The sequence below is a fragment of the Kitasatospora terrestris genome, from assembly GCF_039542905.1.
Classification (GTDB): domain Bacteria; phylum Actinomycetota; class Actinomycetes; order Streptomycetales; family Streptomycetaceae; genus Kitasatospora; species Kitasatospora terrestris.
Map to the genome: position 1 here is coordinate 6,379,413 of NZ_BAABIS010000001.1, position 15,443 is coordinate 6,394,855.

The following is a 15,443-nucleotide window of genomic DNA, read 5'->3' on the forward strand; positions in this document are numbered from 1 at the left end:
TTCGGCACACCCCGCATCCTTGAGTTCGGAGGTCCCCTCATGCCCATCGGCGACACCGCGGTCATCCGCTCCCGCCGGGTGGTCCTGCCGGACGGCGAGCGTCCCGCCGATGTGCTGGTCCGGGGCGGGCGGATCGAGCAGATCGCCGCCCACGGCTCGCTGCTGGCCGGCGACCGCCACCTGACCGACCTCGGCGACACCGTCCTGCTGCCCGGTCTGGTCGACACCCACGTGCACGTCAACGAACCCGGCCGGACCGAGTGGGAGGGCTTCGCCACCGCCACCCGGGCCGCCGCCGCCGGCGGCGTCACCACGATCATCGACATGCCGCTCAACTCCGTCCCGCCGACCACCACGGTCGACGGACTGGAGGCCAAGCGGAAAACCGCCGAGGGCCAGGCCTGGGTCGACCTCGGCTTCTGGGGCGGCGCCGTCCCCGGCAACACCGGAGACCTCGAACCGCTGCACCGCGCGGGCGTGTTCGGCTTCAAGTCCTTCCTGGCGCCGTCCGGCGTGGACGAGTTCCCGCACCTGGCGACCGCGCGGGACCTGGAGTCCGCGCTCGCCGAGCAGGCCCGGATCGGCGCGCTCGCCATCATCCACGCCGAGGACCCGGCCGTCCTGGAGGCCGCCCCGCAGGTCCCCGGCACGCACTACCGCGACTTCCTCAACTCCCGCCCGGACGACGCCGAGGCCGCCGCCGTCGCGCACCTGCTCGACACCGCCCGCCGGACCGGCGCCCGGGTGCACATCCTGCACGTCTCCTCCGCCGCCGTCCTGCCGCTGCTGCGCCAGGCCCGCGCGGACGGCGTCCGGGTGACCGCCGAGACCTGCCCGCACTACCTCACCCTCGCGGCCGAGGAGGTGCCGGACGGCGACACCGCCTTCAAGTGCTGCCCGCCGATCCGCGACGAGTCCAACCGCGACCTGCTCTGGCAGGCCCTCGCGGACGGCGAGTTCGTCGCCGTGGTCTCCGACCACTCGCCGTCCACCCCGGACCTGAAGCTGCTCCGGCGCTACGGCGGCAGCGGCGACTTCGCCGCCGCCTGGGGCGGCATCGCCTCCCTGCAGCTCGGCCTGCCGGCGATCTGGACCGAGGCCCGCCGCCGCGGCCACGACCTGACCGACGTGGTCCGCTGGATGTCCTCCGGCCCGGCCTCGCTGGTCGGCCTCACCGGCACCAAGGGCGCCATCGCCGTCGGCAACGACGCCGACCTGGTGGCCTTCGACCCGGACGCGGAGTTCGCGGTGCACGCCGAGGAGCTGCACCACAAGAACCCGGTCACCCCGTACGCCGGCCGCACCCTGACCGGCGTGGTCCGCACCACCTGGCTGCGCGGCCGCGTCGTCGACACCGACGCCGAGCCGTTCGGCCGTCAGATCACCCGTTCTTAAGGAGACTTCGTTGAGCACCCCGAGCGCTCCGTTCACCGAGCTGGTCAACCTGGCCTCCCGCCTGCTGGGCGCGGGCGTCGTCGGCACCAACGAGGACACCTTCGCGGACGCCGAGAACCTGCTGGTCGCCAAGCCGGCGGAGTTCCGCGCCCACACCTTCGGCCACAAGGGCCAGATCATGGACGGCTGGGAGTCCCGCCGCCGCCGCGGCGCCTGTGCCGAGCAGCCGCACCCCACCGACGAGGACCACGACTGGGCGATCGTCCGGCTCGGCGCGGCCGGCGTGATCCGCGGCGTGGTGGTCGACACCGCGCACTTCACCGGCAACTACCCGGAGACCGGATCCGTCCAGGGCGCCTCGATCCCCGGCCACCCCTCGCCCGCCGAGGTCGAGGCCGCCGAGTGGACCGACCTGGTGCCGCGCACCGCCCTCCGGGGCAACACCGCCCACGAGTTCGCGGTCGACAACGAGACCCGGTTCACCCACGTCCGCCTCAACATCTGGCCGGACGGCGGCGTCGCCCGCCTGCGGGTGCACGGCGAGGTCCGCCCCGACCCGCGCGAGCTCGACGGCCTCAGCTTCGACCTCGCCGCGCAGGAGTACGGCGGCGTCGCCGAGGCCGCCTCGGACCGCTACTTCTCCTCCCCGCACAACCTGAACGCTCCCGGCCGCGCCACCGTCATGGGCGAGGGCTGGGAGACCCGGCGCCGGCGCGACAAGGCCAACGACTGGGTACAGATCGCCCTGGCCGGGGGCGGCGAGGTCCTGGCCGCCGAGGTGGACACCACCCACTTCGTCGCCAACGCCCCCGGCTGGGCCGACCTGGTCGGCTACGACGCTGGTGCCGGCGGCGACCCCTCCGCCGACCCGGACGGCTGGTTCGAGCTCCTGCCCCGCACCCGCCTGCAGCCCGACACCCGCCACCGCTTCCGGCTGAACGCCGACCGCCCGGCCACCCACGTCCGGATCAACGTCTACCCGGACGGCGGCCTGGCCCGCCTGCGCCTCACCGGCAGGCTCACCGAGGCCGGCCGCGCCGCGCTCGCGCTGCGCTGGTTCAACGCGCTCCCGGCCGCCGAGGCCGACGCCGCCCTCGCCGAGGCCGGTCTGACCGCGGCCGAGGCCACCGCCCTCACCGCCGCCCGCCCGCTCGCGGACGCCGCCGCGACCACCGCCGCCGTCGCCGCCCTCCAGCCCACCGACGGCCCCGACGGCGAGCACACCTCCCGCCGCCGCGCCGCGATCTGGCGCCTGCTCGGCATCTGAGCCCGGACCGGAAGCGCGCCCGGGGGCGCCATGCCCCCGCCCGTCAGCGGCTCCGCCGCGGAGCGCGCCCAGCCCACCACGGCCCGCAGCCGAACCCGCTCGCTCGGCTGCTGCCGCCCGTCTGTCCCGCACTGAAGGATCGCTCATGCCCAAGACCCTGACCACCGAGTCCGGCGCGCCCGTCGCCGACAACCAGAACTCCGCCTCGGCCGGCGAGTACGGCCCGCTGCTGATCCAGGACCAGCAGCTGCTGGAGAAGCTCGCCCGCTTCAACCGCGAGCGGATCCCGGAGCGCGTCGTGCACGCCCGCGGCTCCGGCGCGTACGGCTACTTCGAGGTCACCGACGAGGTCTCGCAGTACACCAAGGCGGCCTTCCTGGGCGAGGTCGGCAAGCGCACCGAGCTGTTCCTGCGCTTCTCCACCGTGGCCGGCGCCCTGGGCTCCTCGGACGCGGTGCGCGACCCGCGCGGCTTCGCGGTGAAGTTCTACACCGAGGAGGGCAACTACGACCTCGTCGGCAACAACACCCCGGTGTTCTTCATCAAGGACCCGATCAAGTTCCCGGACTTCATCCACTCGCAGAAGCGCGACCCGTACACGGGCGTCCAGGAGGCCGACAACGTCTGGGACTTCTGGGCCCACTCGCCGGCCTCCACCCACCAGATCACCTGGCTGTTCGGCGACCGCGGCATCCCCGCGTCCTACCGCCACATGAACGGCTACGGCTCGCACACCTACCAGTGGGTCAACGAGCAGGGCGACGCGTTCTGGGTGAAGTACCACTTCAAGACCAACCAGGGCATCCGCTCGCTGGACGGCACCCAGTCCGCCGAGGTGCTCGGCGCCGACGCCGACTCGCACCAGCGCGACCTGCACCAGGCGATCGAGCGCGGCGTGTTCCCGTCCTGGACCCTGTACGTGCAGCTGATGCCGGTCGCCGAGGCGGCGGACTACCGCTTCAACCCGTTCGACCTGACCAAGGTCTGGCCGCACGCGGACTACCCGCTGATCAAGGTCGGCCGCCTGGTGCTGAACAAGAACCCGGAGAACGTGTTCGCCGAGGTCGAGCAGTCGGCCTTCTCGCCGAACAACTTCGTGCCCGGCATCGGCCCGTCCCCGGACAAGATGCTCCAGGGCCGGCTGTTCGCCTACGCGGACGCCCAGCGCTACCGCCTCGGCGTCAACCACACCCAGCTGCCGGTGAACGCGCCGCGCGCCACCGAGGCCGCCAACTACGGCCAGGACGGCTTCAACGCGCTCAACCGGAACGGCCGCAACAAGAACTACGAGCCCAACTCGTACGACGGCCCGGCGCAGACCGACGACGCTCTCGCCGCTCCGTCCGCCGTCGCGGGCTTCACCGGTACCTACACCACGCCGCTGCACTCCAAGGACGACGACTTCATCCAGGCCGGCGAGCTCTACCGCCTGATGTCCGAGGCCGAGAAGGGCCGTCTGATCGGCAACATCGCCGGCTTCCTCGCCCAGGTCACCCGCGAGGACGTCATCGAGAAGAACCTGGCGCACTTCCGTGCCGCCGACGAGGAGTACGGCGCCCGGCTGACCGCCGCCGTCGCCAAGCTCCGTGCGGGCGACGACAACTGACCGTCACCCGACGCCGCGTGAACCGACCCTCACCGGCCGCCGGGGCACGAAACCCGGCGGCCGGCGGGCCCCTCCCCCTGGGCAGTGGGGAGGGGCCCGTCGGCGTTCCCGGCCTGGCATATGCCAGTCAAGGGGGAGTGGCCACCTGCGGGGATATCCGGTACGGCCGGCGGGTGGCGTGGCTAGGCTGGAAGGATCGCTGGGCGAGACGGGAGGGCGATGCCATGTCGGCGCTGAGCCGGGACCAGCACGCCACCCTGGGCGGGGGCGGCACGGGCCCGTTCGGGGTGTTGCGGCGGGCACTTCGACTGTTGGAGGCGGTCGACCGGCGACCGGGCGGCGCGGCCCTCGCCGAGCTCGCGCGGGAGCTGTCGCTGCCGCAGACCGTGGTGCAGCGGATCGCCGAGGAGCTGGAGATGGAGGGCTACCTGGCGTTCGCGGACGGCGCCTGGGTGCCCGGCGGCGCGTTCGCCATGCTCGGGCAGCAGAGCCGGGAGCCGATGGTCCGCGCCCGGATGCAGCTCCGGCTCGCCGAACTGCGCGACGAGCTCGGTGCCGCCGTGTACTTCACCCGCTACCACGACGGCGAGCTGACCGTGGAAGCGGTTTCCGAGGCCGACTACGCGCCCGCCGTCGAGGAGTGGGTGGACTTCCGGGCCACCGCCCACGCCAGCGCGATCGGCAAGTGCCTGCTCGGGCAGCTCGACCACGACGGCCGCCGCGACCACCTCTCCCGGCACCCGATCGCCCGGCTCACCTCCCGCACCATCACCGACACCGACCAGCTGATGCACCGTCTGGAGCGCCAGCCCGCCACCGTCCCAGTGCTCGACCTGCAGGAGTACGCGCTCGGCACGGTCTGCGCCGCCGTCCCGGTCAGCGCCGGCAGCACGGTCGGCTGCCTGGCCACCTCCCTGCCCGTCACCGAGTTGCACCGGCTGCGCTCCGCCGCCGAGCTGCTGGCCCTGCGGGCGGCGCCGCTGATGCTCGCGATGGCGGTGTGACCTACTCCGGCCGCGCGTCCTGCGGCACCCCGTCGCGGTGCAGTTCGGCGCGGACGTCCAGCGGGTCGTCCGGCAGGTAGCGGACGGTCGCCGTGCCGCCGCGCCGGGGCGGGTCGTACGCGGGGAAGGAGAGCCGGATCCGGGCCGCCCGCCCGACGCCCGACACATCGGTCCAGCGCAGGTCGACCTCGGCCCAGGAGCGTCCCTCGTCGTCCACCAGGCCGGGGCCGGACAGCCCGGTCACGGTCGCCCGGGCGGTGATGCCCTCCTCCTGGATCCGCCGCTCGTGCTCGCGCCCCGCGGCGATCCGGACCAGGTCGGCGGCGCGCTCGCGCACCGTCCGGCGGACCGCGAGCGCGACCACCCCGGCCAGGAGCGCGGTGGCGGCCGACGGCAGTGGTGTCCCGGCGCCGAGCGCGACCCCGAGCAGCGCGACCCCGAGGGCGGCGAGGACCGAGGCACCCGCGCCGACCACCGGGAGCGGGCTCGGGTCGTCGGAGCCCCGGCCGGTCGCCGCCCACCCGATGCAGCCGAGCAGCCAGGGCAGGGCGCACATCGGTGCCAGGACGCCGCGGTCGGCGCCGGTGAGCGTGGTCAGGGCGGTGCCGAAGGCCCAGCCGGTGGCGGCGAGCCACAGGGAGAGCAGGACCAGGCCCGTCCGGCGCGAGGGGCTCAACCAGCCGGGGGACGGCGGCATCTCGGTGGGCGTCACGCCCGCATGCTAGCGCTCGGCGATGATGGTCCAGTCCAATTCCGGGGAATCGCCGGTCACGGCCAGAGCAGCGTGCGGCTCCACCCGGAGGCGGAGCGCTCGTACCGCAGCCGGACGTGCCGGCGCGACGGGTCGCCCTGCCAGAACTCCACGGTCGCGGCCTCCAGGGTGTAGACCGTGTGCCCGGGCACGGGGAGGGCGGGGTCGGCGGCGAGCGCGGCGGTGAAGGCCGCGTCGTACTCCGCGGCGGAGCCGAGCGGCTCGCTCTGCCGGCCCACCAGCGAGGCGGCCCGGGCGCCGGGGGAGCGGGTCAGCGCGGCGGGCGCCGGAGCGCTGCGCACGGCGCCCCGGACCCGGACCTGCCGGCCCAGCTGCGGCCAGTACACGGTCATCGCGGCCCGCGGACCGGCGGCCAGCTGGCGGCCCTTGGGGCTGTCCGCGTCCGCCCAGAACACCCAGCCGGACCGGGCCGGGTCGACGTCCCGCAGCACCAGGACCCGGGCGTCCGGCATCCCCTCCGGGTCGACCGTGGAGAGGGTCACCACCTGGGCGTCCGGCACCTCCGCCGCCAGCGCCCCGCGCAGCCACTCCACGAACAGCGGGGCCGGCTCCTCGGGGGCCCGCCCGGCGTCGAAGCCGGGCAGTTCGCGGACCATCGGCGGGCGGGCGATCAGCTCCCGGACCAGTTCCTCGCTCATGCGGGCATGCTAGTCGGAAGCTTATTAGACTTGTTGTCGATAAGGTTGGTCGAAACCCTTGTCCACCCCGGTACCCGCGAGTAGTTTGCGGATACGCCCTCGTCAACCCGTAGGTCAGGAGGCACCCCCATGCCCCGGCACGCCGAGCCCGCCGCCGTCCACGACAGCCTGGTCCTGGAGCCGCGCGACGTGCAGTTCGACTGGTCCGCGCTGCCGCTCCACTGGATCCCCGACGAGCCGATGGCCACCCACACCATCAACGTGCTGCACCTGCTCCTCCCCGAGGGCGAGCGCTGGTTCGTCAAGGTCTTCAAGGACGCGCTGCCCCTGATCACCGACGAGCAGCTGCGCGAGGAGGTGCTCGGCTTCATCGGCCAGGAGGCCATCCACGCCGAGGCCCACCAGGAGGTCCTCGACCACCTGCTCGCCCAGGGCCTCGACCCGCGGCCGTACGTCCGGCAGATCAGCTGGCTGTTCCGCCGCGTCCTCGGCGACAAGCCCGGACTGACCGCCGCCCAGCGCCACGAGAACACCATCGAGCGGGTCGCCTTCGTCGCCGCGATCGAGCACTTCACCGCCTTCCTCGGCAACTGGGCGCTCAACTCGCCCGGCCTGGACCGGGCCGGGGCCGACCCCACCATGCTCGACCTGCTGCGCTGGCACGGCGCGGAGGAGGTCGAGCACCGCAGCGTCGCGTTCGACCTGATGGTCCATTTCGACCCCGGGTACCTGCGGCGGCTGCGCGGCATGCTCGTCTCCGGGCCGCTCCTGGTCCACCTGTGGGTCCGCGGCACCCGCTTCATGCTCGCCGCCGACCCCACCCTCAAGGGCTCCGTCCGGCCCACCTGGCGCGAGGCCCGGCAGATCGCCCGCCGCGGCCTCCTCCCCGAGCCCGCCCGGATGTTCCGCAGCGCCCTGCGGTACTTCCTCCCCGGCTACCACCCCACCAAGGAGGGCTCCTCCAGCCAGGCCCTCGCCTACCTGGCAACTTCGCCCGCAGCGCGCGCAGCAGGCAGTTAGGGGCTCGGGGAACGGCGACGCCGGCCCTCGGGGCGTGCACTCCTCTTCCCCACCCCGTGCCTCGCCTTTCCCCGTACCTCCGCCGCCCCCGGGGTCGGCCTCGCAGTTCCCCGAGCCCCTGATTGGTTCCCCCGAGCGCCTGATTGGTTCCCTCATGGATCTGTCCACTCCACCCCCCGATCTGTACGGGCGTCCCCGGGCCGACCGGTTCTTCGAGCGGCTGACCGCGTTCGGCGACTGGTACAGCCCCGCGCTCGGCCGGCCCGGCCTGCGGCGCAGCCCCCGCCGCCCGCAGACCCGCCCCACCGCCCCCCTGAGCCTGGTGGTGATCGCCCACCGGCCGGTCGCCGAGGACGTGGTCGAGCTGCGCCTCGCCGACCCGGCCGGCACGCCACTGCCGCCGTGGCAGCCCGGCGCCCGCCTCCTCCTCACCCTCCCCTCGGGCCGCAAGCGGCACTACTCGCTCTGCGGCGACCCCGCCGACCGCTTCTCGTACCGTGTCGCGGTGCGCCGGGTGGCGGACGGCGGCGGCGGTTCCGTCGAGGTCCACGACGAGCTGCACGTCGGTGTCCGGCTGAGCGTGCGCCGTCCGCGCAACGGCTTCGCGTTCTGCGGCGACTCCGAGGTGCTCTTCCTGGCGGGCGGCATCGGCATCACCCCGCTGCTGCCGATGGCCCGCGCCGCCCAGCACGCGGGCCTGGACTGGCAGCTGGTCCACACCGGCCGATCCGCCGCGTCCCTCCCGTTCACCGCCGAACTGCGCGCCCTCGACCCGAACCGGGTGGAGCTGCGCACCGACGACGTGCACGGCACCCCGGACGCCGCCGAACTGCTCGCCCGCGCCCCGCGCGGCGCGGCCGTCTACGTCTGCGGCCCGGCGCCGATGCTCGCCGCCGTCCAGCGGGCGTTCGACGCGTCCCCCGCCGCCTCCCTCCACTTCGAGCGCTTCGGCGCCGCGCCGGTCGTCGACGGCCGCCCGTTCACCCTCCGCCTCGGCGCGGACGGCCCCGAACTGCCGGTCCCGGCGGACCGGTCGGCGCTCGACGTCGCCCTGGAGACCCGCCCCGACCTGGCGTACTCCTGCCACCAGGGCTTCTGCGGCACCTGCCGGCTGAAGGTCCTGTCCGGCACCCCCGAGCACCGCGACCGCCGGCTCACCGACGAGGAGAAGGCCGCCGGCGAGATCCTGCCCTGCGTCTCCCGCGCCGCCGAGGGCGAGACCCTCGTCCTGGAGGTCTGACCCATGCGCCCGACCAAGGGCTCCACCGCCCTCCCCGCCTTCCCGTTCGACGACCGCGACCTGGCCCGCTTCCGCGAGACCCAGCAACTGGCGTACCACTGCGCCGAACAGGTCGCCGCCTGGATCGAACCGGGTGTCACCGAGCGCCAGGCGACCGCCGAGCTGCGCCGCTGCCTGGTCCGGGCGGGGGTGCAGGACTTCTTCCACGTCCCGTTCGCGTGGTTCGGCGACCGCACCGCGTTCCGCCACTTCCACACCCCGCTGCAGTTCTTCGCCGGCAGCCGCAAGCTGGCCGAGGGCATGCCGTACGTGCTGGACTGCGCGCCCGTGGTCGACGGCTACACCGCCGACATCGGCTACGGCGGCAAGGTCGGGGAGAACCCGGTCTGGGACCGGCTCGCCCAGGACCTGCGGGTGTACCGGGAGCTGATCCTGCGCGAGGTGCGCGCCCGCAAGCCGCTGAACGAGGTGTACGCCGCGGTCGACGCCCAGATCGCCGCGCACGGCTACGACAACCGGCACCAGGTGTACCCGGGCCGGGTGATCGGCCACCAGGTGACCCGGACGACCGCGCGCGGTCCGGCCGGCGTCAACCTGTTCGGCTTCGGGGTGCGTACACTCCAGACGCTCGGCCGCGAGCTGATCAGCGAGCGGCTGCACGGGCGTTCGCCGCTGTGGGCGGACGGCCGGGCGTCCCGCCACGCCCCCACCCCGGGCCTGTGGGCGGTGGAGCCGCACATCGGCTTCCGCGAGGTGGGCATCAAGTTCGAGGAGCTGCTGGTGGTCACCGAGGACGACGCCTTCTGGCTCGACGACGACCTGCCGCACGTGCGGCGCTGGACCACTGCCCAGGAGGCCACCGCATGACGCTTGCCCGCCGCACCGTCCACTCCAACGGGCTGCCGCTGGCCGTCTACGAGCAGGGCGACCCGGCCAACCCGACCGTCGTCCTGGTGCACGGCTACCCCGACACCCACGCGGTGTGGGACGACGTCGCCGCCGACCTCGCCGCCGACCACCACGTGGTCCGCTACGACGTGCGCGGCGCGGGCGCCTCCGGCATCCCGCTCGGCCGCGACGAGTACCGGCTGGAGCTGCTCGGCGCCGACCTGTTCGCGGTGGCCGACGCGGTCAGCCCGGACGCGCCCGTCCACGTGGTCGCCCACGACTGGGGCTCGGTGCAGTCCTGGGAGGCGGTCACCACGCCCGGCGCCCACCACCGGATCGCCTCCTACACCACCATGTCCGGCCCGTGCCTGGACCACATGGGCCACTGGATCCGCCACCGGCTGCGCCGCCCCACCCCCCGGCACCTGCGCCAACTGGCCGTCCAGGGCCTGCACTCCTGGTACATCGCCGCCTTCCAGCTGCCCGTCCTCGCCCCCGCCACCTGGCGGCTCTGGCTGGCCCGCGCCTGGCCGCGGGTGCTGCGCGACCTGGAGGCGGTCACCCCGCGCCACGGCCACCCGCAGCCCAGCCTGAAGCAGGACGCGGTCAACGGCATCGAGCTGTACCGCGCCAACATGCGGCCCACCCTGCGCCGGCCGCGCGAACGGCACACCGAGGTCCCGGTCCAGCTGATCACGCTGCGCCGCGACCACTACGTCTCCGACTTCCTCTCCGAGGGGCTGGAGCGCTGGGTGCCCCGGCTCACCCGGCGCAGCGTGGACGCCACCCACTGGTCGGCGCTGCTGGAGAAGGGCGCCACGGTGGCGGGCATGGTCCGCGACTTCACCACCCGCACCGCCGCCGGCGAGAGCGTCGCCCCGCCGGACAGCGGCCAGCTGGTCGTGGTCACCGGCGCCGGCAGCGGCATCGGCCGGTCCACCGCGCTCGCCTTCGCCGAGCAGGGCGCCCGGGTCGTGGTCTGCGACCTCGACCTGCCGTCCGCCGAACGCACCGCCGAACTGTGCATGCTCACCGGCGCCTCCGCGCACGCCTACCGGGTCGACGTCAGCGACGGCTCGGCCGTGGACGCCTTCGCCGCCGCCGTCGCGGCCGCCCACGGCGTCCCCGACGTGGTGGTCAACAACGCGGGCATCGGCCACTCCGGGACCTTCCTGCAGACCACCGAGAAGGAGTGGCAGCGCGTCCTGGACGTCAACCTGTGGGGCGTCATCCACGGCTGCCGGGCCTTCGGCAACCTGATGGTGGAGCGCGGCGAGGGCGGACACATCGTCAACCTCGCCTCGGCCGCCGCCTACCTGCCGTCCAAGGTGCTCGCCGCGTACGCCACCTCCAAGGCCGCCGTCTACATGCTCTCCGACTGCCTGCGGGCCGAACTCGCCCCGCACCGGATCGGCGTCTCCACCATCTGCCCCGGCATCGTCAACACCAACATCACCCGGACCTCCACCTTCTCCGGCCTCTCCGACGCGGAGCAGGCCGCCAAGCAGGCCAAGGTCTCCAAGATGTACGCCCGCCGGGGCTTCCCGCCGGAGAAGGTCGCCGCCGAGATCGTCCGCGCGGTCCGCACCGGCAAGCCCGTCGTCCCGGTCACCGTCGAGGCTAAGGCGGCCCGGCTGCTCGGCCGGATCAGCCCCGGCCTGCTGCGCCGCGCCGCCCAGATCAACGCGGGCTGACCGGGTACCCGACGGTCCTCGACCCCTGCTGCACCCGCCGGTGGAACCCGCCCGCCACGCGGGCCCGTCCGGCGTGGCGCGGCAGGACAGCGGCGGCCGAGCCGACGATGCCCCTCGGCCGCCCACCACTCCTTCCCCCGCAGCGCGTCGCCGGCTCAGGCACGGCGGGCGCGCAGGCGCTCGAAAGCGGTCGGGCGGGGCCGGCCGGGCAGGAACTCCTTGATCCGGCCGGCGCACGCGGCGGGGGAGAGCACCGAAGTGTCCACCTCGATGTCGTACTCGCCGTGGGCGTGCACCGGGCCGAACTGGCGGGACGCCAGGCCCGGCGGGCGGTCACCGCGTTCGCGCTCCCGCCGTTCCAGCTCGGGCAGCGGGCAGTGCACCCCGACCAGCACCACGTCCTCGGCGGGGAACAGCTCCAGACAGTCCGCGAGCCGCCACTCCTCGCTGAACAGGTGGTCCACCACCACCATGTTGCCGGCCGCGGCCATCCCGGCGACCGCCCGGTGGAAGCCCATCCAGGTGCGCCGCAGCACCTCGGGCAGCTCCGCCTCGGTGTACCCCTGCTTCGACCGCATCGCGTGGAACGCGTCCACCGGGAAGTGGAACGACGCGCCGTCCAGCGTCGCCAGCAACTCCCGGGCCACGCTGGACTTCCCCGAACTCGACGTCCCGTTCAGGAAGATGATCAGCCCGCCGCCCATCGGCACCCCTGATGTCCCTCGTGTCCCTGCTCCCGGTGCGTCCGATCATCGCCGACCGCCGAAAACCCGGGCGCACCGGGGTCGTTCGTTCCGGCAGAATCCCGGTCATGACGCCGCCCACGCCCGCCACCCCCTCCGCGCCCGCCACGCCCGCCGCGCCCGCCGCGCCCGCCGCGCCCGCCGCGCCCGCCACGCCCGCCGCGCGGGCCGCACTGCGCCACGTCGCCGAGCGCTCCACCGGCGGTCCGCTCGACCCGGCCCTGCGGATCACCCTCAACTTCCACCCCGACCGGGTCTTCGCGGGCCGCCCGATCCTGGAGGCGATGGCCGAGGACGGCACCTACCGCTCCCAGTTTGTCACCGGCACCAGCAACGGCGGCCTCACCGCCCACCCGGGCGGCGACCGCTGGCGCTGGGAGAGCCGGATCTTCGGCGGCGCCTACGACCACGCGCCGGACGCCGAGCGGCCGGTGTACGGCGCCCTCGACTTCCGGCGCAGCCCGTACGGGGCCGCGCCGCGGTTCGGCTCCGCGTACTTCCGGCTCACCGCCGACACCCTGGACCGCGCCACCTTCTGCTATCCGGACAGCTGGCTCGAACCCGCCGACCTGGCCACCGCAGCCACCGGGACCAGCCTGATCGCCCTCGCCGAGGCGGACGACCAGGACGCCCTCGACGACTACATCGAGGCGCAGGTGCACGGCCCGGTCCTGCTCGCCGAGCACGTCGAGGCCCTGGTCCTCGACCCCTGCCACCGGGGCACCCCGGTCGAGGCCGCCGCCCGCAGGCTCCCCTGCCCGATCGAGTGGCACCCGGGCTACCGCCTCCCGGTCGCCGAGCTCGCCCGCCACCCCGAGTACCGCGGCCCCGAGTACGTCGCCCTCGCCCGCACCCTGGCCGCCGACGGCCTCCTCGACCCGAGCCTGCTCGCCACCGCCGACCACGACCCGCAGGCGGTCAAGAAGGTCTGGCACTACCTCGCTCGCTTCGGCCGCACCGAAGCTTGTTGAACGCGTTCAAAACCTCTGCCATGATGGCCGGGGATCGCACGTGATCACCTCGGGGGTGTCTGCAGATGAACGCTACGACTACGAACCATCCGCGCTGGGCATGGGCCTGCGTGGCGGCCTGGATCGCGCTCTGGGTGATGAGCCCGGCCCTGCCGCACCTGCTCGGCCGACCGGACCCCACGGGTGAGTGGCAGCTGGGAGGCATGCTGCTGCTCGCCTCCGCCCCGGCCGTGGCGCTCGGTGCCGCCCTGGGGCACCGGCGGGCCTGGACGGCCTTCGTGGCCGCCGTGGCCGGCGCGCTGGGTTCCTGCCCGCTGGTCGGCATCCTGATCGCCGATGTCGAGGGTGGCGGGGTCGGGGCCGTGGGGGCGGTCGTCGTCGCGGCCTTCCTGGGCCTGTTCTTCGGGGTCGCCCCGCTCTCGGTGGGTGCGGTCGGCGGCTCGACCGTCCGGCGCGTCCGCTCCGCCCGCTCCGCCGGGGTCCGCTGATGCGGGCGCGATGGGCCGGCCGGGTCTGGCCGTGGCCGTGTGCGGCTGCCTGGGGCGCGCTGGCTGCGGCGGCGCCGTGGTTTCCGATCACCGGTGGCGAGGCGGCATTCGCGGTGGGGCCGGCCGGGGTGCTGGGGCTGCTGCTGGGGTGGGCCCGGGCGTGGTGGGCGCTCGGTGCCTCGGCGGTGGCGGCGCTGGTGCTGTGGTGGGTCCGGTTCGCGCGGGAGGTGGGGCCGGGCGACGGCGGGGCGGGCGCGTTCGTGTTCTTCCTGCTGCTGGGCGTCCTGACGGTGCTGTACCTGCACCTCCCGATGGCGGTCGGCGCTTTCGCGGGCTGGCTGGGCCGCTCCTTCCGGGGCGTCGAACGGGAGGGCCGGACGCCGTGACGATCCCGCGCAGGCGCCGGTCCCCCCGGGGTGGTGGCCGATGGACGGCGGGGGGACGGACCCTCCGCACCGCCCGGTGCCACTGACACGCACCGAGCGGCCCGCACCCGGCTGGGCCTGGCCCGCGCCCGGCGGGCCCTCGCCGTCGCGGACACCGGGATCACTACCCCGGTGCTCGTCGCGGTCCGCTGGATCGAGACCGGCGCCGCCGCGGCCGGCCCGGACGCCGTCCGGCTCCCGGCGCCGCTGCTCCTCCTCGACCTGCCGGCCTGCACGCTGCCCCTGCTGACCGGCGCCTGCCTCGCCCGGCTCCGGCGCATCCTCCGCGAGGGCCTGCGGCCCGCGTCGCCCCCGCCGGCGGGAGCCGCTGAGCTGTCGCGGGGCCGGCTCGGGGCGGGCGTACCGGCCGGGGCGGAGCCGTTACGCATGCGGACGGGGCCGTCCCCTGGGAACCTGGACACATGGCCGACGATCAACTGATGGGCGACGAGGTGTACCAGCCGGACGGCTCCGAGGTGCAGGACGACATCGGACCGCTGGAGCCGGAGGACACCCTGGACGATCGGGGGCTGGAGTCCGCGCTCGACGAGGGCTACGCGCCCCCGGAGCGCCCGCTCGCCGTGAACCGCTACGGCACCACCGCCGCCGAGCAGCGCGCCGGTGAGAGTCTCGACCAGCGGCTCGCCCAGGAGCTTCCCGATGTCTCGACGCCCGACGGGGACGGCATCGGCGACACGTCCGGCACCGATGCGGAGCCGGTCGATCCCGAAGCCGGCGAGGCCCGCACCGGGCGGCTCACCGTCGTCGACGGCGCCCGCAGCGACACCGTCGCGCAGGACGTGGGCATCTCCGGCGGCGCCGCGACGGCCGAGGAGGCCGCGATGCACACCGTCGACGACCCCGAGACCCAGTCCCTCTGACAGCCCGTGCGACTCGGCCCGGCTGCCACGCTCCGATCAGGTCCCCGGGTCCGAACCGGGCGGTGAGTGCGTCGCCGGTGCAGCCCGAGCGGAGGTACGGGTCGGCCGCCCGGTAGCGGCGGTCCTCGTCTCCGGGCTTCCCGGAGAGGGGGTGTCCACCGCGATGGTCCGCTTGTCGACGATCCGGCGGGGCTGCGGCGTTGTGGGCAATCCGGCGGCCGGCATCCGTCGCGTCGGCCGCCGACGGGCCGGTCGTCCGTTGCCCGTCGTGCGGGGATGACGGCGTCGAAGAGCGAGCGGTTCGGCAGGTCGGACCGCCGGAGCGGCTCCATCGGCCGGAGCCGTTCGACATCGGGCCGCGGCCCCCTTGCTCGATCGCCCGATCGCCCGATCGCCCGATCGCCCGATCGG

At 74.6% G+C, this 15,443-nt stretch carries 15 protein-coding genes and 1 pseudogene; 13 read left to right on the top strand and 3 right to left on the bottom strand.

Annotated elements, in window-relative coordinates:
- The first annotated feature begins 39 nt into the window (after positions 1 to 39).
- The 4 genes and pseudogenes from allB to ABEB06_RS29290 all read left to right on the top strand — a co-directional run bounded on the left by allB (position 40) and on the right by ABEB06_RS29290 (position 5,272).
- The gene (gene allB / locus ABEB06_RS29275; RefSeq protein WP_345699898.1) at positions 40 to 1,395 is read left to right on the top strand and encodes an allantoinase AllB; all 1,356 of its coding nucleotides are present in this window, start codon (positions 40 to 42) and stop codon (positions 1,393 to 1,395) included.
- Between the two features lie 10 nt (positions 1,396 to 1,405).
- A pseudogene (gene alc, locus ABEB06_RS29280) lies at positions 1,406 to 2,449 on the top strand (allantoicase); the annotation flags it as partial.
- Between the two features lie 358 nt (positions 2,450 to 2,807).
- Positions 2,808 to 4,268, top strand: coding sequence for a catalase (locus tag ABEB06_RS29285; RefSeq protein ID WP_345699899.1), 1,461 nt, complete (start codon positions 2,808 to 2,810; stop codon positions 4,266 to 4,268).
- Between the two features lie 224 nt (positions 4,269 to 4,492).
- A complete protein-coding gene (locus ABEB06_RS29290; RefSeq protein ID WP_345699900.1) occupies positions 4,493 to 5,272 on the top strand; it encodes an IclR family transcriptional regulator in 780 nt (259 codons plus the stop codon).
- A gap of 1 nt (position 5,273) precedes the next feature.
- On the opposite strand, the gene ABEB06_RS29295 is transcribed toward ABEB06_RS29290, so the two are convergent.
- Together ABEB06_RS29295 and ABEB06_RS29300 are read right to left on the bottom strand one after the other, a co-directional pair.
- Positions 5,274 to 5,984, bottom strand: a complete 711-nt coding sequence (locus ABEB06_RS29295; RefSeq protein ID WP_345699901.1) for a hypothetical protein — start codon at positions 5,982 to 5,984, stop codon at positions 5,274 to 5,276.
- 56 nt (positions 5,985 to 6,040) lie between these two features.
- Entirely contained in the window at positions 6,041 to 6,682 is a 642-nt protein-coding gene (locus tag ABEB06_RS29300) for a pyridoxine/pyridoxamine 5'-phosphate oxidase (RefSeq protein ID WP_345699902.1), read from the bottom strand.
- Positions 6,683 to 6,811: 129 nt separating this feature from the next.
- On the opposite strand from ABEB06_RS29300, the gene ABEB06_RS29305 reads away from it, so the two are divergent.
- The 4 genes from ABEB06_RS29305 (at position 6,812) to ABEB06_RS29320 (ending at position 11,524) form a co-directional block, all read left to right on the top strand.
- A complete protein-coding gene (locus ABEB06_RS29305) occupies positions 6,812 to 7,702 on the top strand; it encodes a metal-dependent hydrolase (RefSeq protein ID WP_345699903.1) in 891 nt (296 codons plus the stop codon).
- Between the two features lie 154 nt (positions 7,703 to 7,856).
- Positions 7,857 to 8,942 carry a PDR/VanB family oxidoreductase gene (locus ABEB06_RS29310; RefSeq protein WP_345699904.1) on the top strand — a complete coding sequence of 362 codons (1,086 nt, stop codon included), beginning with the start codon at positions 7,857 to 7,859 and terminating at the stop codon, positions 8,940 to 8,942.
- 3 nt (positions 8,943 to 8,945) lie between these two features.
- A complete protein-coding gene (locus ABEB06_RS29315; protein ID WP_345699905.1) occupies positions 8,946 to 9,809 on the top strand; it encodes a M24 family metallopeptidase in 864 nt (287 codons plus the stop codon).
- Entirely contained in the window at positions 9,806 to 11,524 is a 1,719-nt protein-coding gene (locus ABEB06_RS29320) for an SDR family oxidoreductase (RefSeq protein ID WP_345699906.1), read from the top strand. Before ABEB06_RS29315 ends, ABEB06_RS29320 begins: the two co-directional genes overlap by 4 nt.
- 155 nt (positions 11,525 to 11,679) lie before the next feature.
- Here ABEB06_RS29320 and ABEB06_RS29325 read toward each other — a convergent pair whose 3' ends face one another.
- Positions 11,680 to 12,228, bottom strand: a complete 549-nt coding sequence (locus tag ABEB06_RS29325) for a chloramphenicol phosphotransferase CPT family protein (RefSeq protein ID WP_345699907.1) — start codon at positions 12,226 to 12,228, stop codon at positions 11,680 to 11,682.
- Between the two features lie 107 nt (positions 12,229 to 12,335).
- Between ABEB06_RS29325 and ABEB06_RS29330 the strand changes: the two genes are divergently transcribed.
- The 5 genes from ABEB06_RS29330 (at position 12,336) to ABEB06_RS29350 (ending at position 15,032) form a co-directional block, all read left to right on the top strand.
- Entirely contained in the window at positions 12,336 to 13,238 is a 903-nt protein-coding gene (locus ABEB06_RS29330; RefSeq protein ID WP_345699908.1) for a DUF3626 domain-containing protein, read from the top strand.
- A 65-nt stretch (positions 13,239 to 13,303) separates the two neighbouring features.
- Positions 13,304 to 13,726, top strand: coding sequence for a hypothetical protein (locus tag ABEB06_RS29335; protein ID WP_345699909.1), 423 nt, complete (start codon positions 13,304 to 13,306; stop codon positions 13,724 to 13,726).
- A complete protein-coding gene (locus ABEB06_RS29340; protein WP_345699910.1) occupies positions 13,726 to 14,112 on the top strand; it encodes a hypothetical protein in 387 nt (128 codons plus the stop codon). Before ABEB06_RS29335 ends, ABEB06_RS29340 begins: the two co-directional genes overlap by 1 nt.
- A gap of 171 nt (positions 14,113 to 14,283) precedes the next feature.
- Positions 14,284 to 14,592 carry a hypothetical protein gene (locus tag ABEB06_RS29345; protein ID WP_345699911.1) on the top strand — a complete coding sequence of 103 codons (309 nt, stop codon included), beginning with the start codon at positions 14,284 to 14,286 and terminating at the stop codon, positions 14,590 to 14,592.
- Positions 14,574 to 15,032 carry a DUF5709 domain-containing protein gene (locus ABEB06_RS29350; RefSeq protein ID WP_345699912.1) on the top strand — a complete coding sequence of 153 codons (459 nt, stop codon included), beginning with the start codon at positions 14,574 to 14,576 and terminating at the stop codon, positions 15,030 to 15,032. The genes ABEB06_RS29345 and ABEB06_RS29350 overlap by 19 nt, the downstream gene beginning before the upstream one ends.
- Positions 15,033 to 15,443: the final 411 nt, after the last annotated feature.

What these genes read in the sequence shown, in the direction of transcription:
- allB (WP_345699898.1), top strand. Translation starts at nt 40, where the DNA reads ATGCCCATCGGCGACACCGCGGTCATCCGCTCCCGCCGGGTGGTCCTG.
- ABEB06_RS29285 (WP_345699899.1), top strand. Translation starts at nt 2,808, where the DNA reads ATGCCCAAGACCCTGACCACCGAGTCCGGCGCGCCCGTCGCCGACAAC.
- ABEB06_RS29290 (WP_345699900.1), top strand. Translation starts at nt 4,493, where the DNA reads ATGTCGGCGCTGAGCCGGGACCAGCACGCCACCCTGGGCGGGGGCGGC.
- ABEB06_RS29300 (WP_345699902.1), bottom strand. Translation starts at nt 6,682, where the DNA reads ATGAGCGAGGAACTGGTCCGGGAGCTGATCGCCCGCCCGCCGATGGTC.
- ABEB06_RS29305 (WP_345699903.1), top strand. Translation starts at nt 6,812, where the DNA reads ATGCCCCGGCACGCCGAGCCCGCCGCCGTCCACGACAGCCTGGTCCTG.
- ABEB06_RS29310 (WP_345699904.1), top strand. Translation starts at nt 7,857, where the DNA reads ATGGATCTGTCCACTCCACCCCCCGATCTGTACGGGCGTCCCCGGGCC.
- ABEB06_RS29315 (WP_345699905.1), top strand. Translation starts at nt 8,946, where the DNA reads ATGCGCCCGACCAAGGGCTCCACCGCCCTCCCCGCCTTCCCGTTCGAC.
- ABEB06_RS29320 (WP_345699906.1), top strand. Translation starts at nt 9,806, where the DNA reads ATGACGCTTGCCCGCCGCACCGTCCACTCCAACGGGCTGCCGCTGGCC.
- ABEB06_RS29325 (WP_345699907.1), bottom strand. Translation starts at nt 12,228, where the DNA reads ATGGGCGGCGGGCTGATCATCTTCCTGAACGGGACGTCGAGTTCGGGG.
- ABEB06_RS29330 (WP_345699908.1), top strand. Translation starts at nt 12,336, where the DNA reads ATGACGCCGCCCACGCCCGCCACCCCCTCCGCGCCCGCCACGCCCGCC.
- ABEB06_RS29335 (WP_345699909.1), top strand. Translation starts at nt 13,304, where the DNA reads ATGAACGCTACGACTACGAACCATCCGCGCTGGGCATGGGCCTGCGTG.
- ABEB06_RS29340 (WP_345699910.1), top strand. Translation starts at nt 13,726, where the DNA reads ATGCGGGCGCGATGGGCCGGCCGGGTCTGGCCGTGGCCGTGTGCGGCT.
- ABEB06_RS29350 (WP_345699912.1), top strand. Translation starts at nt 14,574, where the DNA reads ATGGCCGACGATCAACTGATGGGCGACGAGGTGTACCAGCCGGACGGC.